Source organism: Klebsiella sp. M041 (genome assembly GCF_059759695.1).
The window spans coordinates 390953-414953 of the sequence record NZ_JCAXWU010000001.1 but is presented as its reverse complement, the minus strand read 5'-3'; the positions used below and the strand labels follow the sequence as shown (position 1 = coordinate 414953).

The window sequence follows — 24001 nt, the reverse complement described above, 5'->3', positions numbered from 1 at the left end:
GATGACAGACCTCCCGGCCAGCGTGCGCTGGCAGCTATGGATAGTGGCGTTCGGCTTCTTTATGCAGTCGCTGGACACCACCATCGTCAACACCGCCCTCCCCTCGATGGCCAAAAGCCTCGGGGAGAGTCCGCTGCATATGCATATGATCATCGTCTCCTATGTCCTGACGGTGGCGGTGATGCTCCCGGCCAGCGGCTGGCTGGCCGACCGGGTCGGGGTGCGCAATATTTTCTTTACCGCCATCGTGCTGTTTACCGCCGGATCGCTGTTTTGCGCCCAGGCCAGCACCCTCGACCAGCTGGTGATGGCCCGGGTGCTGCAGGGTGTCGGCGGCGCGATGATGGTGCCGGTCGGCCGCCTGACGGTGATGAAGATCGTCCCGCGCGATCAGTACATGGCGGCGATGACCTTCGTTACCCTGCCGGGGCAGGTCGGCCCCCTGCTCGGCCCGGCGCTGGGCGGGGTGCTGGTGGAGTACGCCTCCTGGCACTGGATCTTCCTTATTAACATCCCGGTGGGGATCGTCGGGGCCATCGCCACCCTCTGCCTGATGCCCAACTACACCATGCAGACCCGGCGCTTCGATCTCGCCGGCTTTGTGCTGCTGGCGGCCGGGATGGCGACCCTGACCCTGGCCCTGGACGGCCAGAAAGGGCTCGGCATTTCCCCCGCCTGGCTGGCGGGACTGGTGGTCATCGGCCTCGCCGCCCTGCTGCTGTATCTTTGGCATGCCCGCGGTAACGCCCGGGCGCTGTTCAGCCTCAACCTGTTTCGCAACCGCACCTTCTCCCTTGGCCTCGGCGGCAGCTTCGCCGGGCGCGTCGGCAGCGGCATGCTGCCGTTTATGACCCCGGTGTTTCTGCAGATCGGCCTCGGCTTTAGCCCCTTCCACGCCGGGCTGATGATGATCCCGATGGTGCTCGGCAGCATGGGGATGAAGCGGATCGTGGTCCAGGTGGTCAACCGCTTCGGCTATCGTCGGGTGCTGGTCGCCAGCACTCTGGGGCTGGCGGCGGTCAGCCTGCTGTTTATGTTTAGCGCCCTGGCGGGCTGGTATTACGTGCTGCCGCTGATCCTGTTTCTGCAGGGGATGATCAACGCCAGCCGCTTCTCCTCGATGAATACCCTGACCCTGAAAGATCTCCCCGACGATCTGGCCAGCAGCGGCAACAGTCTGCTGTCGATGGTGATGCAGTTGTCGATGAGTATTGGCGTGACCATCGCCGGGCTGCTGCTGGGGCTGTACGGCCAGCAGCATCTGAGCCTCGACGCCGCCGGCACCCATCAGGTCTTTCTCTATACCTATCTGAGCATGGCGGCGATCATCGCCCTGCCAGCGCTCATCTTTTCCCGGGTACCGGATGACGTCGGCAGTAATACCGTCATTCGTCGACGCAACAGGAGTGGATCGTGAAATTTTGGCGCCCGGGCATTACCGGTAAGCTGTTCCTCGCTATTTTCGCCACCTGCATCGTGCTGCTGATCAGCATGCACTGGGCGGTGCGCATCAGTTTCGAACGCGGGTTTATCGATTACATCAAGCGCGGCAATGAGCAGCGGTTAACCATGCTCAGCGACGCGCTGAGCGAGCAGTATGCCCAGCACGGCAGTTGGGCGTTTCTGCGTAATAATGACCGCTTTATCTTCCAGCTGCTGCGCACCTTCGAACGGGATAATGACGACCGCTCGCCGCCGGGGCACGCCATGAAGCCGGGGGCGATGGACGCGCCGGACGCCGGTCCGGACGGGCCGCCGCCGGATGGCCCCCCTGACGGCCCGCGCCCGAGGCCGGAAATGCCGCCCCACGGCTGGCGCACCATGTTCTGGGTGGTCGATCAGTCTGGCCGCGTGCTGGTTGGCCCCCGCGAGCGCGTGCCGGAGGACGGCAGCCAGCGCAGCATTATGGTCAACGGCGTGGAGGTAGGCAGAGTGATCGCCTCGCCGGTGGAGCGGCTAACCCGCAATACCGACATTAACTTCGACCGGCAGCAGAAGCGCACCAGCTGGCTGATCGTTGCCCTTGCCACCCTGCTTGCCGCGCTGGCCACCTTCCCGCTGGCCCGCGGCCTGCTGGCGCCGGTGAAGCGGCTGGTGGAAGGCACCCATAAGCTGGCGGCGGGCGACTTTTCCACCCGCGTGACGGTGACCGGCGGCGATGAGCTCGGCCGCCTGGCGCAGGATTTTAACCAGCTCGCCAGCACCCTGGAGCGCAACCAGCAGATGCGTCGCGATCTGATGGCCGACATCTCCCATGAACTGCGTACCCCGCTGGCGGTGCTGCGCGGCGAACTGGAGGCAATTCAGGACGGGGTCCGGCGCTTCACTCCTGAGTCCATTCCCTCCCTGCAGGCCGAGGTCGCCACCCTCACCAAGCTGGTGGACGACCTTCACCAGCTGTCGATGTCCGATGAGGGCGCACTGGCCTACCAGAAAACCTCGCTGGATATCATCACCCTGCTGGAGGTGGCCGCAGGCGCGTTTCGCGAGCGCTTCGCCGGCCGGCAGCTAAGCATTCAGGTGTCGCTCCCGGAGCAGGCGATGATCTTCGGCGACCGCGACCGCCTGATGCAGCTCTTCAACAATCTGCTGGAGAACAGCCTGCGCTATACCGACAGCGGCGGCAGCCTGCACATTACCGCCCGCCGCAGCGGACGGATGCTGGTGATCGACTTCGCCGACAGCGCCCCCGGGGTCAGCGATGAGCAGTTGGCCCGGCTGTGCGAACGCTTTTATCGGGCGGAAGGATCGCGCAACCGCGCCAGCGGCGGCTCCGGCCTCGGGCTGGCGATTTGCCTCAATATCGTAGCGGCCCACGGCGGCACCCTGCGCGCCGACCATTCGCCTTTTGGCGGGGTTAGCATTAAAGTTGAGTTACCTCTGGAACATGATTTACCGAGAGACGTATGACTGAATTGCCTGTAGATGAAAACACCCCGCGCATTCTGATCGTGGAAGATGAACCCAAGCTCGGCCAGCTGCTGATTGATTATCTGCAGGCCGCCGGCTATGCGCCTACGCTGATTAACCATGGCGACAAGGTCCTGCCCTACGTTCGGCAGACCCCGCCGGATCTAATCCTGCTGGATCTGATGCTGCCCGGCACCGACGGCCTGACGCTGTGCCGGGAAATCCGCCGCTTCTCCGACGTTCCGGTGGTGATGGTGACGGCGAAAATCGAAGAGATCGACCGCCTGCTGGGGCTGGAGATCGGCGCCGACGACTATATCTGCAAGCCCTACAGCCCGCGGGAAGTGGTCGCCCGGGTGAAAACCATCCTCCGCCGCTGCAAGCCGCAGCGCGACCTGCAGGCGCTGGACGCCCAAAGCCCGCTGATTGTCGACGAGGGGCGTTTTCAGGCCTCATGGCGCGACAAGCTGCTGGACCTCACCCCCGCCGAGTTCCGGCTGCTGAAAACCCTCTCCCAGGAGCCGGGGAAGGTCTTCTCCCGCGAACAGTTGCTCAACCATCTGTATGACGACTATCGGGTAGTGACCGACCGCACCATCGACAGCCACATCAAGAACCTGCGGCGCAAACTGGAGGCGCTGGACGCCGAACAGTCGTTTATCCGCGCCGTATACGGCGTTGGCTATCGCTGGGAAGCGGACGCCTGCCGGCTGGCGTAGTTAGCCTTTTCCCGGCTCGCGCTGCGCTTAGCCGGGCTACACGTTCACCGCCGTCTGCAATCCGTAGCCCGGGTAAGGCGTTTACGCCGCAACCCGGGGGAATTCCATAGAGCCTATCCCACCAGGCGTTATTAGTGCTGTCAGTACGAGCACTGCCCAGGTTCAAAATGGCAAACAAATTAGCCATGCTGAAAGATACCCATCTGATATTTACTCCCCTTCGCCGCGGCGCTACAATGCCCGCCCTTAATGTGGGGACACTCCCCCAACTCGCCGTACCGGGTGCGGCGAATCTGACCTGTCATCAGAACGAGAACACCATGTTTAAACCAGAACTCCTTTCCCCGGCGGGAACGCTGAAGAATATGCGTTACGCTTTCGCCTATGGCGCCGATGCCGTTTATGCCGGCCAGCCGCGCTACTCGCTGCGCGTGCGTAACAACGAATTCAATCACGAAAATCTGCAGCTCGGCATCAATGAAGCCCACGCGCTGGGTAAAAAATTCTATGTGGTGGTCAACATCGCCCCGCATAACGCCAAGCTGAAAACGTTTATTCGCGATCTGAAGCCGGTGGTGGAGATGGGTCCGGACGCGCTGATCATGTCCGATCCGGGTTTAATCATGCTGGTGCGGGAAAACTTTCCGGATATGCCGATCCATCTTTCGGTGCAGGCCAACGCCGTCAACTGGGCGACGGTCAAATTCTGGCAGCAGATGGGGCTGACCCGCGTGATCCTGTCGCGTGAACTGTCGCTGGATGAAATCGAAGAAATTCGCCGCCAGGTGCCGGAGATGGAAATTGAGATTTTCGTCCACGGCGCGCTGTGCATGGCCTACTCCGGCCGCTGCCTGCTCTCCGGGTATATCAACAAGCGCGACCCGAACCAGGGCACCTGCACCAACGCCTGCCGCTGGGAATATAACGTGGCGGAAGGCAAAGAGGACGACGTCGGCAACATCGTCCACAAATATGAGCCGATCCCGGTGCAGACGGTGGAGCCAACCCTCGGCATCGGCGCGCCGACCGATAAAGTCTTTATGATCGAGGAAGCCAAACGCCCGGGCGAGTACATGACCGCCTTCGAGGACGAGCACGGCACCTACATCATGAACTCGAAAGATCTGCGGGCTATCGCCCACGTTGAGCGTCTGACCCAGATGGGCGTTCACTCGCTGAAGATCGAAGGCCGCACCAAATCCTTCTATTACTGCGCGCGCACCGCACAGGTTTACCGCAAGGCGATCGACGACGCTGCCGCCGGCAAACCGTTCGATACCAGCCTGCTGGAAACGCTGGAAGGGCTGGCCCATCGCGGGTATACCGAAGGCTTCCTGCGCCGCCATACCCATGACGATTATCAGAACTACGAGTACGGCTACTCCCTCTCCGAGCGCCAGCAGTTTGTCGGCGAATTTACCGGGGAGCGTAACGGCCCGCTGGCGGCTGTGGCGGTCAAAAATAAGTTCAGCGTTGGCGACAGTCTCGAACTGATGACCCCGCAGGGTAACGTCAACTTTACCCTCGAGCATATGGAAAATGGCAAAGGCGAAGCCATGCCGGTGGCCCCGGGCGACGGCTATACCGTATGGTTGCCTGTGCCGGATGACCTGCCCCTGCAGTATGCGCTGCTGATGCGCAACTTTACTGGTCAGACAACCAGAAATCCGCACGGTAACTAGTTAATTTGCGTTATTTTTTCACGATGTAAGGATATTAGAATCGGATCACATACCGTTTCGATCGAAACAGGTATCATCCATTTCGCTGAAAAACATAACCCATAAATGCTAGTTGTACCAGGAACCACCTCCTTAGCCTGCGTAATCTCCCTTACGCGGGCTTATTTTTTTGTCTCTCCTCCGGTCTTCGCTGGCGTCATGCGGTACACTTTATGCAACATTGAGCAATAAAGGTTCCCTTGATGATGTCTACGTTTCCTGCCAGCTTACTGATCCTTAACGGCAAAGGTGCCAATGAACCGCAGCTACGCGAGGCGGTTAACCTGTTGCGCGACGAAGGGATCGATATTCACGTCCGCGTCACCTGGGAAAAGGGCGATGCCGTGCGGTTTATCGATGAAGCCCTGCAGCTGAACGTTGAAACGGTGATCGCCGGCGGCGGCGACGGCACCATTAATGAAGTGGCGACGGCGCTGGTGGAGCGCGGCAGCAGGATGGCGCTGGGGATTTTACCGCTGGGCACGGCCAACGACTTCGCCACCAGCGTCGGTATTCCGCAGGATCTGGCCAGCGCCCTGAAGCTGGCGATCGTCGGCCGCGATGTGCCGATAGATATCGCCCGGGTTAATGATAAGACCGGCTTTATTAATATGGCGACCGGCGGGTTCGGCACCCGGATCACCACCGAAACGCCGGAAAAGCTCAAAGCCGCGCTCGGCGGTGTCTCTTATTTAATCCACGGCCTGATGCGCATGGATACCCTGAAGCCGGACCGCTGCGAGATCCGCGGGGAGAACTTTCACTGGCAGGGCGATGCGCTGGTCATCGGCATCGGCAACGGCCGCCAGGCGGGCGGCGGCCAGCAGCTGTGTCCGGAGGCGTTGATTAACGACGGCCTGCTGCATCTGCGCATTTTCACCGGCGAAGAGCTGATCCCTGCCCTCTTCAGCACCCTGGCGAATCCGGAAAACTCGCCGAATATTGTCGACGGCGTCTCCTCGTGGTTTGAGATCACCGCCCCTCATGAGATGACGTTTAACCTCGACGGCGAACCGCTGACCGGCAAAACTTTCCGCATGGAGCTGTTACCGGCGGCCCTGCGCTGCCGGCTGCCGCCCGACTGCCCGCTGCTACGTTGATCAGGTTTCGCAAAGCAAAGACGGCGCCCGGCTGGTATACAGCAGCCGGGTTCGTTGATTGAGCCGCTGAATATTAAGGTAAAACGGCACCTGCGGCTGCAGGAAAAACTTGGGCAGGATGTTGTTAATATGCTTCTCCTGCTCGGTTTCGCCGATGCTGACAGAGACGGTTTCCGATCGCAGGAAGTAGTGCTGGCCGTCGCGGGTAAAGCTAAACCAGATGTTCTGGTTGATGGTAAACGATTCACCCTGCGGCGGCGTAATCTCTCCCCGGACAATCACCAGCCCACGGGTGCTATCAAATACGAAGCGTAATGAAATATCGCCCTGATAACCTGAGTTTAATAGCCGCATCTCACCGCTGCACTGGAAATGATTGCGCTGCCAGTATTGCCAGGATTTTATCGTCATACCGCTTAATACTCCGATAAATACGATAGCGATTAACCATTTAATTTCACGCCGGCGCATTGACTACCTCCTTAATGTAATATTTGGTGAGGCATTGATTATCACGCCATTGACTAAATGGCTGACGGCAGCGAATCACCGACACCCGCGCTTGCCCGGGATAAAGCGTCAAATAAATCCATGGATATTCTTCGCATTCAAATTTACTGCGCTTGATAAAATTGACATGACGAACATGGTCAACTACGTCATTATTGGCAAAGAAGTGACATTGTTGCGAAAATTTAGCAATTATGGGCGAATAAATTTGCAAATAAGATTCGAATTCTGTTTGCCACGCAACAAATCCACAAACCAGACAACTCAGCAGCGCCGCAAGCCCCCACAAAAGAGAGCGTCGCGGCCTTAACCGCTTTTTTTCGGGCAAACTCGCAGCTGCGACCTCCTTATGAACAGGCTCGTCAACGGGCGCTTGTGGCTCCTCCGCCGTCGGTGCCTTCTCTACATCGCGCGGCTGAGATTCCGTAACCGTTAATGTTGCATCCAGCCTGACGCCTACCCTCGGCACCGTAATAATAATATCCTCGTCTACCCCCAGCTCTTTAAATGCCCGACGTAACAGGGAAATATTCTGGTAAAAACCGTTGCTGGTTACCTGGGCGCCATGCTTTATCCACACTTCCTCAAAAAAGGTTTCGCGGGCAACAGTATTGCCATCATGCTGAATAAGCAGTAATAAACAGCGACTGGCCGGCATATTTAAGAAAACCGTTTTCGTCTCGTCAGCAATAAGTATTAGAGCGCTACGCTGAGGAAAAAAGGCAATTCTTCCATTAATCGTATATATTTTTTCCATCCTGTTCTCTGAGAATAGTAATCACGTGGATGGGCGGCAGGGGGTACCCTACTATAAATAGGGTAATCCGCCATGACGTTGATGACATCTTAAGATTATTCGCAGGCGAGTTTACTCTATTACTCAGCAGATCTGGAGGCGTAATACGCAGTTTTTCCTTGTTATTAGCAAGGTTTAAATGAATTTACAGAACGGAATATTTTGTACTTCGAATTGAAATTGGCTATTTATTTCAAAAAAAATAATAAATACAAGTTATAATTCGTAAAAGATGCATTCACACAACAGATACTTTCATTTTAGATCTAAATACCACATTTACATTAATAGACGATATTTATAACTATAACTACATATCGTTTCAAAGTTTTATCTATAAAATGGGCGCATTTCCCGCGTGACAAATGCGCCATAAAGCTTAGTATGCCGCCACCTCGCGCGCCATTTCGCGCGTATATTGCCGACTGGCGTTGACCAGCATCTGCGTATAGGCCGTCCGCGCCTCGCCGCTGACCAGCGCATCGACCGTCAGGGTTTCAAGGATCTTCCCGTACTGCATCACCGCCACGGTCTGGCATAAATGGGCAATAACCCCGAGATCGTGAGTAACCATCAGGTAAGTGAGCTTAGCCTCCTGCTGCAATTCTGCCAGCAGATTGAGGATCTCCGCCTGCACCGACACATCCAGCGCCGACGTCGGCTCATCCAGCAGCAGTACCTGAGGCTCAAGAATCAGCGCTCTGGCTATCGCCACGCGCTGCCGCTGCCCGCCGGAGAGCTGATGCGGATAGCGCTCGCGAAAGGCACGGTTGAGGCCAACTTTGTCCAGCAGCGCATTGATCCGCCGGTCGCGGTCGTTGATACGATGGATCTGCAGCGGCTCTTCGAGGATATCGCCAATGGTGTGACGAGGATGCAGCGATCCGTAGGGGTCCTGAAATACCATCTGCACCTGACGGCAGCGCCTGCGGCTAATTTCATGCCCTAAGCGCTGAGCATCGATGGCCAGCGCCCCCTGCCAGTGGGTAAACAGCCCCGCCAGGCACTTGAGCACCGTCGTTTTACCGGAGCCGGACTCGCCTACCAGACCGTAGATCTCGCCGGGCTTAACGTGGAAACTGACGTCATACAGCACCTGGTTACGCTTCTCCCCCTCGCCAAACGCGAGGTTGAGATGTTGAACTTCAATCATCATCCGCTCCTTATTCCGTTAACCAGCTGGCCTGACGCTGCAGCACCGGCAGTATCGGGCGACGATGCTGCATATCCGGCAGCGAGTTAATCAATCCCTGAGTATAGGGATGACGGGCGTTATCGAGATCTTTAGCAGCAATGGACTCCACTACCCGTCCGGCGTACATCACCAGTACGCGGTCGCAGAAGCTGCGCACCAGGTTGATATCGTGGCTGATAAAAATCAGCCCCAGCCCGCGCGACTGAACCAGGTCATCCAGCAGGCCCAGCACCTGCAGGCGCACCGACACATCCAGCGCGGAGGTGGGCTCATCGGCAATGATCAGTTCCGGGTCGGTAATCAGCATCATGGCGATCATGATGCGCTGCCCCTGTCCGCCGGATATTTCATGCGGATAAAGCTGATAAACGCGCTCCGGCTGGCGAATACGCACTACCTCCAGCATCTCCAGCGCCCTGGCTTTCGCCTCATCTTTGCGCCCGGGATGATGAGTAAGCCAGGCCTCGGCGATTTGCTTACCCACGCAGACCACCGGATTAAGCGAATATTTCGGGTCCTGCATAATCATAGAGATACGTTTGCCGCGTACGCCGCGCATCTGCGCTTCGCTAAGATGCTGCAGATCGAGGTCGGCAAACTGCATGCGGCTGGCGCTGACGCGGGCCTTTTTCGGATGCAGCTGCAGCAGCGCGCGCCCAACGGTGGACTTACCCGAACCGGACTCGCCGACAATCGCCAGCTTTTCGCGCCCCAGCTGGAAGGAGACGCCGCGCACGGCATGGGTCACCGCGCTGCCGTTAACAAAGTCGACGCACAGATCGCGCACGTCGAGCAGCGGAGCATTATTCACTGCGGGGATCGAGGATGTCACGTAGGCCATCTCCTAAGAAGTTGAACGCTAAGCTGTTGATCAGAATCGCCAGCCCCGGAATTGTTACGACCCACCAGCACTCCATCATATAAGTGCGCCCGCTGGAGATCATCGCTCCCCACTCCGGCTCCGGCGGCTGCGCGCCGAGCCCGAGAAAGCCGAGACCGGCCGCGGTCAGAATGATCCCGGCCATATTCATGGTGATACGGATAATGACCGAGGGCAGACACAGCGGCACGATATGGCGCCAGAGGACGCGGGACGATGAAGCGCCCTGCAGACGCACGGCGGAGATAAAATCGGCCTGGCGCAGAGAGAGCGTTTCGGCGCGCGCCAGACGGGCTATCGGCGGCCAGGCGGTAAGCGTGATGGCGATAACCACGTGCTCCAGCCCCGGCCCTAAGGCGGCGACAAACGCCAGCGCCAGAACCAGACTCGGGAAGGAGATGAAAATATCGGTGACGCGCATCAGCACCATATCGACTTTACCGCCGAAATAGCCGGCGCTGACGCCCAGCAGCAGCCCGAGCGGACCGACGGTCACCGAGACCAGCAGCACGATATAGAGCGTGATGCGCGAGCCGTACACCAGGCGACTAAAGATATCCCGGCCAAACTCATCGGTGCCGAACCAGTGCTGCGCATTCGGCGCGACCAGCGCGCTGTTCAGGTCCTGCACCAGCGGGTTATAAGGCGCAATCAGCGGCGCGAAAATCGCCACCACCAGAAGCAGAAAGATAATTCCTCCGCCGATGGCCGTTAGCGGGTTGCGCGCCATTTTGCCGATAAACCCGACGGCCCGCGCCGCCGCGCGTTGCAGCCGCTGACGGCCTTCGCCCGCACCGCCCGAAAGCGGCGAATCCAGAGAAACGGTCATGATTTTGTCCTCGGGTCAAAGAATTGATACAGCATGTCGGAGAGCAGGTTGAGCATCACGAAGATCACTCCCACCAGCAGCACGCAGCCCATCACCGCATTCATATCGCCCAGCAGCAGGCTACCGGTAAGATAGGAGCCGAAACCCGGCCATGAGAAGACGGTTTCAATCAGCACCGCGCCTTCCAGCAGCGCGCCGTAGGCCAGCGCCACCACCGTCAGCAGCTGCACGAGGATGTTACGAAACGCATGGTTCCAGATAACCTGACGCTCGGTCAGCCCTTTCACCCTCGCGGTAATAATGAACTCCTGCGACAGCTGGGCCAGCATAAAGCTGCGGGTCATACGGCTGATATAAGCCAGCGAGTGAAAACCCAGCAGCGAGGCTGGAAGAATCAGATGATTAATGGCGTTCCAGAACACCTGTCCATTTCCTGCCAGCAGCGCATCAACGGTCATCAGGCCGGTACGGCGCGGCACAATGCCGTCCAGACCGAGGTCTACCCGCCCGGCGCCGCCCACCCAGCCGAGCCAGGCATAGAAAACCAGCAGCCCCATCATTCCGACCCAGAAAATCGGCGTCGAGTAGCCCGCCAGGCTGATAATGCGTACCACATAATCGGAGAAGCTATTGCGTCGCGCCGCCGCCAGCACGCCCAGCGGAATTCCGAGACCCGCGCCGACGAGAATCGCCATCGTCGCCAGCTCCATGGTGGCCGGGAAGACGCGGATAATATCGTCCACCACCGGTTTCCCGGTCAGCAGCGCATTGCCCAGATCGCCGTGCAGCAGGTTGACGAAATAGATGCCAAACTGGGTGGCCAGCGATTTATCAAACCCCAGCTGCTGGTAAACCTGCTGATAGGTACTCTGGTCAGCATCCGGACCGACGATCGCCAGCACCGGGTCGATAGGCATGACGCGACCAATGGTAAAGGTCAGCAGCAGCAGGCCGAACAGCGTAATCACCACCTGCAGCAGCCGTTTGGATAAGCGCCGGCCGCGTGAGCCGGGCGCAAGGATTGCGGTACTCATCCTTTCTCTCCTTCGCGGACTTTATAGACGTCACGCAGAAAAGTGGTGGCGGAGGGGTGCGGCTGATACTCTCGTACCTCGTTGCGCACCACCACGGAATCGACCATCTGCGAAAGCGGAATTAAAGCCGGAACCAGCTGGTCGTAGCGCGCCTGGATGGCCTGGTAGTCAGCCACCTGTTTTTGCGGATCGCGTTCCAGCAGGGCCTGGTCAATCATCGTATTGAGCTGCGGGTCGTAAAAACCGGTACGCCAGCCCTGAAAGTTGGTCAGACGCGCCTCATCGCTGTTATCCGGGTTATAGACCAGCGCGCGCAGGCTGGAGTGCGGATGCGGCTCCATTCCGCTGCCGCCGCGTCCCACCAGCAGGTCAAATTTACGCTCGCGCATCGCGCCGTAGATCTGGTTACCGGTGCCGGTGATGATTTTGGCGTTAATCCCCGCCTGCATCAGCGTCGACTGCACGGCGATAGCGATGTTAAGAAATGGCTGATCGGAGAGGACCCGCAGCGTGGTATCAAAGCCGTTGGGATAACCCGCTTCCGCCAGCAGCTTTTTCGCCCGCGCCACGTCCAGCTTATAGCCAGGGTCAGGCAGCGTAGACGGTATGCCCGCCTTAATCGGTCGCTGGTGCAGCACACCGTAGCCCGGCATCAGCGCTTTATTGATACCCTGGTAATCAATCAGATAGCGCACCGCTTCGCGCACTTTCGGTTGGGCGAAGTGCGCCTCTTTCATGCTCATCGCCACGTAGTACATGGTGCCGCGCTGCACCGCATCGACGGTCAGCTGCGGGTCACTGCGCAGGGCGTTAATATCGGAAACCGCCATATTGTTGGCAATATCGAGGTCGCCTTTTTCGATCATCAGACGCAGGGTTTGCGACTCCTGGAAATGGCGCAGCACCACGCGGCTCATTTTCGCCTCGCCGCGCCAGTAGTCAGGATTGCGCTTCATGCGCAGCACATCTTTTGCCTGCCAGGTTTCCAGCGTAAACGGCCCGGAACCGGCTTCATGGGTGGTCAGCCAGCGGTTACCCCAGTCGTTATCCTGCTGGTGGCTTTGCACCGTTTTACTGTCCAGCACCCCGAGGTTGCCCAGCGCCGCCAGCGAGTAAATCACCAGCTGCGGATCGTTATCTTTGGGTAACTCGATTTGCACCGTGAAGCGGTCCGGCGCGCTGACCTGGCTGTCGATATTTTTCTTACTGAAGCCATAGGATTTCCATACCGAGGCCTGAGCCAGGTTGAGGTGCAGGATGCGCCGCATTGACCACACCACGTCAGCGGCGGTCAGCGGGTTGCCGGAGTGAAACTTAACGTCGTCGCGCAGATGAAAGGTCAGGGTTTTGCCGTCGGGGCTGATATCCCAGGATTTCGCCAGCGCGGGCCTAACGTCGGTGAGCTGTTCAGGGTCAAGCTCTACCAGCGAGTCGTAGAGGTTGACCACGATTCCCACCACTTCGTTACCGGTCATCGCCGCCGGGTCAAGGGTGAGCAGGTTATTCATATTCATGCCGATGATAAGCTGATCGGGCGGCGTTTTCGCCACCGCCGCCCCGCTTCCCATCGACACGGCGAGCGTGAATAAGCACGCTGCCAGTAGGGAGTTTTTTTTCATATCTCTGTTTGCCTGTACTGTAGGGTACATGTTGCCGGATGGCGGCATTTTCGCCTTATCCGGCCTACCGGGCCGCAGACCCGATAAGCGCAGCGCCATCGGGCATATATTTTTTTGAATCAGTCGTGGCTAACGGTATTGGCTTCGATATACGCAAAATTAATGTCTTCGCCGAGGCCCGGACGTTGTGACAAATGCACAAATCCCTGGTCATCCATCGGGTCAACAATGCTATTGAGATAAGCCGCCGGTTCATCGTAGTCGAGGAACGGATGCAGCAAGCCGCGCTCGTACCAGCGGCAGTTGCGGATCGCGCCGACCACCGCCAGGCTTGCCGCGCCGTTGCCGTGGACTTCGCAATCCATGCCGAAAGATTCCGCCAGCGCCGCGACCTTCATGGTCGGGGTAATACCGCCCACGCCGTTAGCGCCGGCGCGCAGAATGTCGCAGGATCCGGCTTTCACCCATTCGGCGCGCATGTGGTGCTTGCCGCCGAAGCTCTCCGGCCCGACGATGGGGATCGACAGGTTTTCCGCCAGCCACGCGTAGGAGGACATCGAATCCTCCTCCATCGGCTCTTCAAACCAGGCGAAATTGAGTTTTTCCAGCTCTTTGCCGATCCACAGCGCCTCGGCGCGGCTGTACCAGTGATAGCCGTCAATCATCAGGTCAATATCCGGCCCTACCGCTTCGCGCACCGCCGCGCAGGCTTTAATATCCATTTTGGGATTGGGCGCAAAAGAGATTGGCGGCATCCAGGTGTGCAGCTTGATGGCCTTGTAGCCGCGGGCGACCAGCTTTTCGGCAAAGGCGGCATACTCCTCTGGGGTCGACAGACCACCCGGCAGATCGTCGCCGCACATCGTGCTGCCGTAAGCCGGGACGGTGTCGCGATAGCCGCCGAGCAGCTTGTAAACCGGCATCTTAAGGCTGCGGCCTATCAGATCCCACAGCGCCTGTTCAATAAACGACAGCGCGCGCTCCGTTAGCTGATGTGCACTACCGCGCTGCCAGTGGTTAAGATCCTGCCAGATACGCTCGCGGTTAAACGGGTCCTGCCCCACCAGCACTTTGCGGAAAAAAGTATTCACCACGAACGGGCGCACGACTTCCGGAGGCGCAAACGAAAAACCCTGCGCCCCATCATCAGCGGTGATGGTCAGCATCGCCATTTTGGCCATGCTTTCAGCCCCCGGATGGGAGTGCCCGGCGCTGTCGGAAACCCGACGTGTGGGATACTGGAAAACGGTGACATTCACAGATTCAATTTTCATGCTCAATCCTTATCACGGCCAAATCCGATCGATAGAAGCAAATCAGCAAGGTGGTTTCACATTATTGAAAATACGTTTCAATATCTAATCTAAGTACAATTACGTAGCAGTGCCTCGGACAAACACCGCTAAGCAAGGCAATAAATTTGGGCATTGGCACAACAAGACGTGACTGTTTTCACAAAAGATGAGTGAAATGTGAGGCGGATCGGCATGGAGAAAAAAGTGCGTGAGCGGAGAAGAGAGAGTGACCGACCGTGTACATCCCGGGATTTTCTGCGCTCACGAAAGCGTGAGTTATGCGACCGCCTCTGGCTCGGCGGTAAGCGCTTCCAGCAGTTCAGGCAGCGCCCGGTAGCGGCCCACGGCGGCCTGAAAACGCGCGTGCTGGCTATCTTCGGCAATCACCACCGTAGGAATACCCGCGGCCTGAGCCGCGCAAAAGCCGTTGAAGCTGTCTTCGATCACCAGGCACCGGCTGGCGTCGAGATTAAGCTTATCCAACGTCGTCAGATACACCGCCGGATGCGGCTTGCCCTGTGCTTCATCGTCCGCGCTGCAAATCACATCAAAATAGTGCCACAGCGAGAGCTTGTTCAGCACGGCGGCGATAACCTGGCGGGATGATGACGTGGCGAGGGCAATGTTATAACCGGCATGGCGAAAATAGCGTAACGCCTCATGCACCCCGCGCATCGGCTCGCCTTCGGCGGCGATCAGGCCGGTAATGCGCTGCAATATGGCGTCTTCCAGCAGCGACGGGGCAACGTTAAGCTGAAAATAGCGGCACCAGGTGCCGGCGATCTCATCGAGGCGCTTGCCTTTGGTCAGGGTTTCGCACTCCTCGACGCTCGCCGTTGCCCCCCACTGCGCGAGGGCGTCGATTTGCGCCTGCCGCCACAGGCTTTCGGAATCAATAATCACGCCATCCATGTCAAAAATCACTGCCTGAATACTCATCATTCACCTCATTAAGGCTGGCATGCCTGGCACGCCAGCCGCATCACCTTAAGAGAACTCCACCTGCTCGCTGGCCGGCGCTTCCTTGTGGGAAAATCCAGGCTGCTCGACGCGGATAAACGCACAGAGGAAAAAGGCCACCACGTACAATGCGGTATAGGCGATGACGACCCCAATGGTGCTGAAGAACGGCAGCAGCACCACGGCGATCGCCGGGGCGAGAAAGTTCGACATCCCCGCCGACAGGTTATACACCGAAATCGCCGCGCCTTTGTGCTTCGGCTCCAGCGCCGGGAACACGGCGGCCAGCGGCACGAAGGCGGCGACAAAGATCCCCAGGGCGATGGCCGGGATCAGCGCCATCGCAAAGCTGTGGCCGAAGTGCTGAGGGATGTAGTAAAACGCCAGGCTGGAGAGCGCCATCCCGATGCAGCCGAACCAGCGCACCACCTTCATCCAGCCCAGTTTTTCGCCCAGAATGCCCCACAGCACGTTAGAGAAAATGGTGGTGAAGAAGAAGACCGCCCACACCTGGAGCCATTCCGAGGTGCTAAAGCCCAGCTCATCGACGAACATCATCGGCATAATCACCGCAAAGCCGAACAGCGAGAGGGTATTGATGATCCTGACCATGCTCGACAGCAGAATATTGCGGTTGGTATAGAGCAGCGTCGCGGCGCGGCCCAGCTCGGCAAACTTCTCGCGGGTGGTCAGGTTCTGCATATGCTGCGGCGTTTTAATATGGCGCAGGGAAGCCAGAGCAATCACGCCCCCGGTAACGCAGAAGGCCAGCGCCAGCCACAGGGTGCCCATTTCGCCAATGTGCGGAATGGTGAAACTCGGAATATAGCTGCCGAAGACGCCGATGCCGATGGAATACACCGCCCAGAACCAGCCGATGGCCGAGCTGGCGTTGTCGCTTTTGACGTTATGGACAATCGCCACGATAAACGAGTAAAGGAATAGCGGATACGCGAAGCCGCGAATGCCGTAGAAAACCAGGATCAGCGCATAGTTGGCGTGACCGAGGCCGAAAACGAGGAACAGCACGTGGAATACGCACCACAGCACGAAGCCAATCATCATGGTTTTCAGCGGCGTAATAATTTCCGCCACCACGCCGGAGATCCATGCCGACAGCGCGGCGGCCAGGCCGTAGAGGGTAAAGGCAAAGGAGGCCTCCGCCGGGGAGAATCCGAGCGCTTTGATATAGTGCGAGAGAAAGGCTAATTCAAAACCGTCGCCGGTCATAAATACGGCAATGGCGATGTATCCCCAGAGCAGGTTCAGGGGTAAACCGAGCCACTGTTTATTATTGATAGACATAATGACCTCGTTTTCAGGGTACAGGAGGCCGCTCCGGTCAGTTCACCGGAGCGGTTATGGTGATAAAAATTAATGCTGCCGATAGTGCAGATCGTTTAAATACAGGGCCTTAAACTGCGCGTAGCGTTGCATCAGGGTGTGGTGGCGAACGGGATCCGCACGCCAGGTCTGCCACACTTCCGGTTTTTCACATACCGCGGCAACCGGTTTGCCCGCCGCCAGGCAGGCCAGCCGCGCCGCGCCCAGCGCGCCGCCGGTCTCTCCGCCTTTGTGGGTCACCACCGGCATAGCGAGAATATCGGCCAGCAGCTGGGCCCAGAACGGACTGCGGGCGCCACCGCCCACCAGCGAGCACTGCGCGATCGGCGTCCCGCTCTCTTTCAATACCTGCAGGCCGTCGTTGATGCCAAAGCTCACCCCCTCCAGCACCGCGTAGCCGAGCTGGGCGCGCAGGCTGGAGTGGGTCATACCCCAGAACATGCCGCGGGCGTCAGGATCGTTATGCGGCGTACGTTCCCCGGAGAGATAGGGCAGGAAGAACGGCGCGTTGGCCTTCTCCTCCTCGCTTAGCTCGGCAATCTCCGCCAGCAGCGCCACCTCCGTGGTGCCGGTCAGGCGGCAGAACCACTGCAAACAGCTGGCGGCGCTGAGCATCACGCTCATCTGATGCCACAGATTCGGCAGCACGTGACAAAACGCATGGACCGCCGACTGCGGAGCCGGACGATAGGCGTCGGTCACCACAAACAGCACCCCGGAGGTGCCAAGCGAAATGAACGCATCCCCGGGCGAAACCGCGCCGACGCCTATGGCGCTGACCGCGTTATCGCCGCCGCCTCCGGCTACCGCTACCGAGGCGTTCAGCCCCCAGCGTTCGGCCACCTGCGGGTCAAGGGTGGCGGAAACCTCGCAGCCTTCGACCAGGGTCGGCATCTGGCTACGCGCCAGGCCGCATTTATCCAGCAGAGCGTCGGACCAGTCGCGCTTCGCCACGTCCAGCCACAGCGTCCCGGCGGCGTCGGACATATCGGAGACTTTTTTACCGGTCATCCGGTAGCGCAGATAATCCTTCGGCAGCAGCACCGTGGCGGTGCGCTGAAAATTTTCCGGCTCATGGCGACGCACCCACAGCAGCTTCGGCGCGGTAAAGCCGGGCATCGCCAGGTTTCCCGCCACCTGATGCAGCTCCGGCGCCCTCTCCTCCAGCTCCGCGCACTCCGCGGCGCAGCGGGTGTCGTTCCACAGGATTGCCGGGCGAATCACCTCCCCGTCGGCATCCAGCAGAACCGCGCCGTGCATCTGCCCGGAAAGGCCAATGGCCTTAATGGCCGGCCAGTGCTGGGCGCATTTTTCCCTCAGCGTGGTCATCAGATACTCCGTCGCCTCCCACCATGACTGCGGCGACTGTTCTGACCAGTGCGGATGGGGCCGCTGAATGCTCAGCGGCGCGCTATGGCTGGCGATAACCTCATTGTTCTCATCAATGACCAGCGCTTTGACTTCCGATGTGCCAAGATCGATACCCAGATACATAGCCACCTCTTATTTAATCAGCGTGTAAACGGCGGCGACTTTCTCGCACATCAGCGCCAGGAAATCCGCGTTGTCGGCCAGGCCACCAAACAGGGCTTTATCGCGGGCGAAGACAGCCAGCGGATCCTGAGCCTCATACATCTCATGCACCGCCTGCTCATCCAGGATGCCGTCCTGGTACTGATACGGCAGGGTGCCCTTATGCCACTGCTCCATAAAGACGAAGAACAGCGCCGGCAGCATGGCGGTCGCTTCCGGGCGGACGCCGCGCTGATAGCACTCCTGCAGGGTTGGGGCGATCATCGCCGGAATTTTCGAGAAACCGTCGGCGGCGACGCGCTGGTTGGTGTCCTGGATATGCGGGTTGGTAAAGCGCTTGAGCACCACATCGCGGTAGGTCGGCAAATCAATACCGTTATCGCCCAGGCATGGGATCACATCTTCCGTGACGTAGCGGTCGGCAATGGCGTAGATAACATCGGTGAGCGTGCTTTCGTGAATATACTGCTGGCCGATTAAGGTCCCCGCCCACGCAATGCAGCTGTGCGACGCGTTCAGAATGCGGATTTTCGCCTCTTCATACGGGATAACCGACTCGACCATCTCCACGCCGACCGCTTCCAGATTCGGGCGGGCATCGCGGAAGTTGTTCTCCACCACCCACTGGATAAAGGTCTCGCCCATGACCGGCGCCTTATCGTCAATGCCGGTTTGCGCTTTGATACGGGCCGGCAGATCGGCCGCCGGACGCGGGGTGATGCGGTCCACCATGGTGTTCGGACAGGTGGTATTGGCCGCCATCCAGTCAATCACCGCCTGTTTGCCGGTGAGCTGCAGGAACTCCACCATCCCGTCGTGGAAGCGCTCGCCGTTATGACGCACGTTGTCGCAGTTGAGCAGGGTCAGCGGCCCGGCGTTGTCCGCCATGCGCTTTTCCAGAATTCGCGCGAGGGTGCCGTAAATAGTTTTGCATTCGCCTTTCAGGTCAGCCTGCAGATCGGAGTTGCTGGTTTCCAGCTGATGGCGGGTATTCAGGTAGTACCCCCCTTCCGTCACGGTAAAGGCGATAACTTTGGTTTGCGGGTTGGCCCCTTCGTTAATCAGCGGCTGCAGCCCGGCCTGCCACGGCAGCAGTTTCTGAATTGAGATGATCTCTTCATATTCACGCTCCCCTTCCGGGCTGACGGTCTCCAGGACGTAACGTCCGCCCTGCGCCGTCAGCGCCTGCACCACCTGCTCGGCGTCGTTGCGAATATTGCCCGCCGCGATGCGCCAGCGCTTATCGCCGGAAGCGATCAGACGATGCAGATACCACGCCTGATGCGCGCGATGAAAAGAACCCAGACCGATATGAAGCCATGTGAATTGATTGTTCATGTTCTGCTCTCCTTGAGTGGATGGCGTCACTGTAATTGATCATTTGACCAAAATAAGAGCCACGGATCACATAAGAGCAATTACCCACTTAAATTACAAATGACCATTAAAGAGCAAAAGCTTGCCAGTTATGGCAACCACGGCGAGAATGCGGATATTCGCCGGGCCAATTGCGTGCCCTGGCCAGCAACTTAGGGCGGGAAACCATGAGTAAAGAAGACGATATCCGGTTGGATCAGAAGGTGCGTGCCGCATGGATGTACTACATCGCCGGCCAGAATCAGAGCGAGATCGCCAGCCAGTTGGGCACCTCCAGACCGGTGGTGCAACGGCTGATCGCCGCCGCGAAAGAAGAAGGGATTGTGTCGATTAATCTGCACCATCCGGTGGCGAACTGCCTCGATTATGCGCAGTTGTTGCAGGAAAAGTACCGACTTCTCGAGTGCAATGTGGTCCCCGCCTTTAGCGAAGAGAGTACCCTCGACAGCGTATCGTTTGGCTGCTATCAGCTGATGGCTCGCTATCTGCAGGATGATAAAGAGAAAATCATCGGCCTGGGCTCGGGCCTGACCCTGAAAAAAGCGCTGCAGCGCATCGATTTCGACAGCCTGAATACCCGCTGCGTGGCGCTGATCAGCGCCATGGACGCCGACGGGCAGTGCAACTATTACGATGACGTGCCCCTGCTGCTCACCCGCAAAATTAAGGCCAAGTACTATCAGTGGCCTGCGCCGCGCTACGCCCAGACCGCGGAAGAGTATGAGATGTGGTGCACCAATCGCTTATTTCGCAGCGTCTCCGGCGTCGCCCGGGAGGCGGACGTCATTTTTGTCGGTATTGGTCCGCTGGGCACGCAAAGTCCCATCTTTAAAGACGGCTTTATCAATCAGGCGCAGATGGATGAGCTGACCGCCCGCGGCGGCATCGGGGAGATCCTCGGGCGGTTTATCGATGCAGAAGGCGAGGTGGTAGACAGCGAGATCAACCGCATGATCACCAGCTATGATATCCGCCAGAACCACTGCCCGCGGATTGCTGCGGCCTGTGGAGAATACAAACGACCGGCGATCCTGGCCGCCCTTAAAGGCGGCTGGATCAACGGTCTGGTGACCGATGAACATACCGCGCGCTGGCTGCTGACGCGCTAACGGCGCGGACTGAGGACACATACAAAACGGTAACCCCGGTGCGCGTCGCGCCACCGGGGAACCCAACGATACTGGTGCTTATCAGGCGATAGTCACTTTCCCGTCGAGATAGACATCCTGCACGGCATTGATCAGCTTCACGCCGTCGGCCATCGATTTCTTAAACGCTTTGCGGCCAAGGATCAGCCCCATGCCGCCGGCGCGCTTATTGATCACCGCCGTGCGCACCGCGTCGGCAAGGTCGGTCTCTCCGCCCGCCGCGCCGCCGGAGTTAATCAGCCCGGCGCGGCCCATGTAGCAGTTGGCCAGCTGGTAGCGCACCAGATCGATGGGGTTATCGCTGGTCAGTTTGCTGTACACCCGGTCATCGGTATAGCCGAAGTTAACCGCTTTGTAGCCGCCGTTATTCTCCGCCATCTTTTGCTTGACGATATCGGCGCCGATGGTGGCCGCCAGGTGGTTGGCCTGACCGGTCAGGTCAGCGGAAACATGGTAGTCGACACCGTCTTTCTTGAATGCCGAATTGCGCAGATAGGCCCACAGCACGGTGACCAGGCCCAGCTCATGGGCCCGCTCAAAGGCCGCGGAGATCTCTTCTATCTGACGACGCGATTGTTCCGAGCCGAAATAGATCGTCGCGCCCACGGCCACCGCCCCCATATTGAACGCCTGCTCAACGCTGGCGTAGAGGGTCTGGTCGTACTCGGTGGGGTAGCTCAGCGTTTCGTTATGGTTGAGCTTCACCAGGAAAGGAATACGATGCGCGTAACGGCGCGACACCGAGGCCAGCACGCCGTAGGTCGACGCCACGCAGTTACAGCCGGCTTCGATCGCCAGCTCGACGATATTCTTCGGGTCAAAGTACAGCGGGTTGGCGGCGAAGGAGGCCCCCGCCGAGTGCTCCACGCCCTGGTCGACCGGCAGAATAGACAGGTAGCCGGTCCCCCCCAGTCGTCCGGTGTTGTACAGGGTTTGCATATTGCGTAGCACCGCCGGCGGTCGGTTGTTATCCACCATCACCCGATCAACATAATCTGCGCCAGGCAGATACAGCTGGTCGGCCGGAATGGTTATACAACGGTGCTGCAAAAGGCTCTCGGCATCTTTGCCCAGCAACTGCGTAATATCAGTCATAGCAATCTCCCGTAAGGCCGGCCGGAGCCGGCATGCATTATCCCAACCAATTATTTTGGGCAGGTTAAGCCTGGTACCGACTTAGCCTATTTTCCAGCCGGGAGGGCATTTTTTCAGGAGATTCTGCTGTCCCGTTACGCTGCCATTTACCACCAGGCATGGAAATGGTGCACCGGCCCGATGCCGTGGCCCACCTCCAGGGAGTCGGCCTGCGCCAGGGCCGCCGACAGCCAGGCCTTGGCCTCGGTAACGGTGGCCGCCCAGTCGGCGTGACGCGGACGCAGCGCCGCCAGCGCCGCCGAGAGCGTGCAGCCGGTGCCGTGCGTGTTTTTGGTCTGTACTCGCGGCGCGGTAAATCGCTGTTCCCCTTCGCGGGTGAAGAGCCAGTCCGGGCTCTCGGCATCGTCGAGATGGCCGCCCTTCATCAATACCGCACCGCAGCCCAGCGCCAGCAGCGCCCGCCCCTGCTCCAGCATTTCGCGCTCGTTGCGCGCATGGGGTGCATCAAGCAGGGCGGCCGCTTCCGGCAGGTTCGGGGTGATCAGCGACACCTGCGGCAACAATCGTTGACGCAGGGTCTCCACCGCCGAGGCCGACAGCAGCGGATCGCCGCTTTTCGCCAGCATGACGGTATCCAGCACCACGTTGGCCACCCGGTAGCGCGCCAGCCGCTCGGCCACGGCTTCCACAATATCGGTTTCCGCCAGCATGCCGATTTTGGTGGTATCGATGCGCACATCGCTGAACACCGAATCGAGCTGCGCCGCCACAAAGTCCGGTTCAATACGATAGACCGACTGCACGCCGCGGGTATTCTGCGCCACCAGGGCGGTGATCGCCGAGCAGCCGTAGGCCCCCAGCGCGGAGAAGGTTTTCAGATCGGCCTGGATACCGGCCCCGCCGCTGGGATCGGTGCCGGCGATGGTCAGAGCATTGATGCGTTTCATGCGCGCACCTCCTGATACAGCGCGTCGAGAAACGCCGGAACAAAGCTCCCGGGCCCCCCGTGATGGGCGGCAATTTCCCCGGCCTGCTTCATGAGCCCGCAGGCGGCGGCCACGTTTTCCAGCCGGTCTCCCGGCAGCGCCGCGCTCGCCGCCACCACCGCCGATAGCGCGCAGCCGGTGCCCACCACCCGGGTCATCAGCGCACTGCCGCCCGCCACGCTGAGCACCCGCTCGCCGTCGGTGACGTAATCCACCTCACCGGTGACCGCCACGACGGTGGTCAACTGACGAGCCAGCGCCTGGGCCGCCGGCAGCGCCGCGGCGGCCGTATCGGTGGTATCCACCCCGCGCCCGCCGGCGCTCATCCCGGCCAGCGCCAGAATTTCGGAGGCATTGCCGCGAATGGCCGCCGGCTGGAAGGCCAGCAGCGCGTGACAAAAGGCCGTGCGCACGGTCAGGGCGCCGACCGCCACCGGATCCAGCGTCCAGGGCTTGCCGGCCTGGCGGGCCTGCTCCACTGCGGCACGCATGGCCACTGCGCGATCTTCGGTCAGGGTGCCGACGTTGATTAACAGCCCATCGGCGATGGCGGCGAACTGCGCCGCTTCGCGGGGATCGATCACCATCGCCGGCGAGGCGCCGACGGCCAGCAGAACATTGGCGGTAAAGGTCTGCACCACGTCATTGGTCATGCAGTGCACAAGGGGGGAATGGGCGCGCAGCAGATGGCGCAGGTGCGCGACAGGCGCGGGATTCAACAGCTCAGGCATGGTTTGCTCCCGCCAGACGAGGTAGAAGCAATGACCCTGCGGTCTCTGACTTCCCTACGCTGGCATTATCCAGATCAGGTGGTACGGGTATTTCTCAGCCTTCATTTAAGAAGGGCACCCCGAGTCATAAAAGCGGTACAACATTTTCCTGAAGCAGGGTACGAAATGTGGCGGTGTAACACAAGCTGACCGGCTTTTTTTCCCCGATCGCCAGCTAAT

21 protein-coding genes and 1 riboswitch are annotated in these 24001 nt (G+C 59.3%); of the genes, 6 read left to right on the top strand and 15 right to left on the bottom strand.

Annotated elements, in window-relative coordinates; translation table 11 throughout:
• The first annotated feature begins 1 nt into the window (after position 1).
• The 5 genes from AC6CWS_RS01925 (at position 2) to yegS (ending at position 6450) form a co-directional block, all read left to right on the top strand.
• Positions 2 to 1417, top strand: coding sequence for an MFS transporter (locus AC6CWS_RS01925; protein WP_087849487.1), 1416 nt, complete (start codon positions 2 to 4; stop codon positions 1415 to 1417).
• Positions 1414 to 2910, top strand: a complete 1497-nt coding sequence (gene baeS / locus AC6CWS_RS01920; RefSeq protein WP_017899359.1) for an envelope stress sensor histidine kinase BaeS — start codon at positions 1414 to 1416, stop codon at positions 2908 to 2910. Before AC6CWS_RS01925 ends, baeS begins: the two co-directional genes overlap by 4 nt.
• Positions 2907 to 3629: an envelope stress response regulator BaeR gene (baeR, locus tag AC6CWS_RS01915; protein ID WP_023290397.1), complete on the top strand. Its 723-nt coding sequence runs from the start codon at positions 2907 to 2909 to the stop codon at positions 3627 to 3629. Before baeS ends, baeR begins: the two co-directional genes overlap by 4 nt.
• 320 nt (positions 3630 to 3949) lie before the next feature.
• Positions 3950 to 5311, top strand: coding sequence for a prephenate-dependent tRNA uridine(34) hydroxylase TrhP (trhP, locus tag AC6CWS_RS01910; RefSeq protein WP_004201559.1), 1362 nt, complete (start codon positions 3950 to 3952; stop codon positions 5309 to 5311).
• A 242-nt stretch (positions 5312 to 5553) separates the two neighbouring features.
• Positions 5554 to 6450, top strand: a complete 897-nt coding sequence (gene yegS / locus AC6CWS_RS01905) for a lipid kinase YegS (RefSeq protein WP_075202482.1) — start codon at positions 5554 to 5556, stop codon at positions 6448 to 6450.
• Here yegS and AC6CWS_RS01900 read toward each other — a convergent pair whose 3' ends face one another.
• The 12 genes from AC6CWS_RS01900 to dalD form a co-directional block, all read right to left on the bottom strand.
• Positions 6451 to 6921 (bottom strand): YqeJ family protein, encoded by a 471-nt coding sequence (locus AC6CWS_RS01900; RefSeq protein ID WP_080901730.1) that lies wholly within the window; start codon positions 6919 to 6921, stop codon positions 6451 to 6453.
• Positions 6908 to 7717: a winged helix-turn-helix domain-containing protein gene (locus tag AC6CWS_RS01895; RefSeq protein WP_080901729.1), complete on the bottom strand. Its 810-nt coding sequence runs from the start codon at positions 7715 to 7717 to the stop codon at positions 6908 to 6910. The genes AC6CWS_RS01900 and AC6CWS_RS01895 overlap by 14 nt, the downstream gene beginning before the upstream one ends.
• 418 nt (positions 7718 to 8135) lie before the next feature.
• The gene (locus AC6CWS_RS01890; RefSeq protein ID WP_080901728.1) at positions 8136 to 8909 is read right to left on the bottom strand and encodes an ABC transporter ATP-binding protein; all 774 of its coding nucleotides are present in this window, start codon (positions 8907 to 8909) and stop codon (positions 8136 to 8138) included.
• Positions 8910 to 8919: 10 nt separating this feature from the next.
• Positions 8920 to 9783 (bottom strand): ABC transporter ATP-binding protein, encoded by an 864-nt coding sequence (locus tag AC6CWS_RS01885; RefSeq protein WP_004103764.1) that lies wholly within the window; start codon positions 9781 to 9783, stop codon positions 8920 to 8922.
• Positions 9755 to 10660, bottom strand: a complete 906-nt coding sequence (locus AC6CWS_RS01880; RefSeq protein ID WP_004103766.1) for an ABC transporter permease — start codon at positions 10658 to 10660, stop codon at positions 9755 to 9757. The genes AC6CWS_RS01885 and AC6CWS_RS01880 overlap by 29 nt, the downstream gene beginning before the upstream one ends.
• On the bottom strand, positions 10657 to 11694 hold the full coding sequence (locus tag AC6CWS_RS01875; protein WP_049592941.1) for an ABC transporter permease: 1038 nt from the start codon (positions 11692 to 11694) through the stop codon (positions 10657 to 10659). The genes AC6CWS_RS01880 and AC6CWS_RS01875 overlap by 4 nt, the downstream gene beginning before the upstream one ends.
• The gene (locus AC6CWS_RS01870; RefSeq protein WP_080901727.1) at positions 11691 to 13313 is read right to left on the bottom strand and encodes an ABC transporter substrate-binding protein; all 1623 of its coding nucleotides are present in this window, start codon (positions 13311 to 13313) and stop codon (positions 11691 to 11693) included. The genes AC6CWS_RS01875 and AC6CWS_RS01870 overlap by 4 nt, the downstream gene beginning before the upstream one ends.
• Before the next feature lie 119 nt (positions 13314 to 13432).
• On the bottom strand, positions 13433 to 14587 hold the full coding sequence (locus AC6CWS_RS01865) for a mandelate racemase family protein (RefSeq protein ID WP_498256379.1): 1155 nt from the start codon (positions 14585 to 14587) through the stop codon (positions 13433 to 13435).
• 297 nt (positions 14588 to 14884) lie between these two features.
• Complete coding sequence (locus AC6CWS_RS01860; RefSeq protein ID WP_080901726.1) at positions 14885 to 15547, bottom strand: HAD family hydrolase; 663 nt, start codon at positions 15545 to 15547, stop codon at positions 14885 to 14887.
• 48 nt (positions 15548 to 15595) lie between these two features.
• Positions 15596 to 16873 (bottom strand): D-arabinitol transporter, encoded by a 1278-nt coding sequence (gene dalT, locus AC6CWS_RS01855; RefSeq protein WP_032453479.1) that lies wholly within the window; start codon positions 16871 to 16873, stop codon positions 15596 to 15598.
• Positions 16874 to 16942: 69 nt separating this feature from the next.
• Positions 16943 to 18406 carry a xylulokinase gene (gene xylB / locus AC6CWS_RS01850; RefSeq protein ID WP_080901725.1) on the bottom strand — a complete coding sequence of 488 codons (1464 nt, stop codon included), beginning with the start codon at positions 18404 to 18406 and terminating at the stop codon, positions 16943 to 16945.
• 9 nt (positions 18407 to 18415) lie between these two features.
• A complete protein-coding gene (dalD, locus tag AC6CWS_RS01845; protein ID WP_080901724.1) occupies positions 18416 to 19783 on the bottom strand; it encodes a D-arabinitol 4-dehydrogenase in 1368 nt (455 codons plus the stop codon).
• A gap of 206 nt (positions 19784 to 19989) precedes the next feature.
• Here dalD and AC6CWS_RS01840 point away from each other — a divergent pair, with 206 nt between their 5' ends.
• Positions 19990 to 20931 (top strand): sugar-binding transcriptional regulator, encoded by a 942-nt coding sequence (locus AC6CWS_RS01840; RefSeq protein WP_080901723.1) that lies wholly within the window; start codon positions 19990 to 19992, stop codon positions 20929 to 20931.
• 81 nt (positions 20932 to 21012) lie between these two features.
• Here the strand turns inward: AC6CWS_RS01840 and fbaB are convergent, their stop codons facing one another.
• The 3 genes from fbaB to thiM all read right to left on the bottom strand — a co-directional run bounded on the left by fbaB (position 21013) and on the right by thiM (position 23782).
• Positions 21013 to 22065 (bottom strand): class I fructose-bisphosphate aldolase, encoded by a 1053-nt coding sequence (gene fbaB / locus AC6CWS_RS01835; protein ID WP_004201578.1) that lies wholly within the window; start codon positions 22063 to 22065, stop codon positions 21013 to 21015.
• A 146-nt stretch (positions 22066 to 22211) separates the two neighbouring features.
• The gene (gene thiD, locus AC6CWS_RS01830; RefSeq protein WP_009307429.1) at positions 22212 to 23012 is read right to left on the bottom strand and encodes a bifunctional hydroxymethylpyrimidine kinase/phosphomethylpyrimidine kinase; all 801 of its coding nucleotides are present in this window, start codon (positions 23010 to 23012) and stop codon (positions 22212 to 22214) included.
• On the bottom strand, positions 23009 to 23782 hold the full coding sequence (gene thiM / locus AC6CWS_RS01825; RefSeq protein ID WP_080901722.1) for a hydroxyethylthiazole kinase: 774 nt from the start codon (positions 23780 to 23782) through the stop codon (positions 23009 to 23011). Before thiM ends, thiD begins: the two co-directional genes overlap by 4 nt.
• Before the next feature lie 34 nt (positions 23783 to 23816).
• Positions 23817 to 23914: riboswitch (TPP riboswitch) on the bottom strand.
• Between the last annotated feature and the right edge of the window lie 87 nt (positions 23915 to 24001).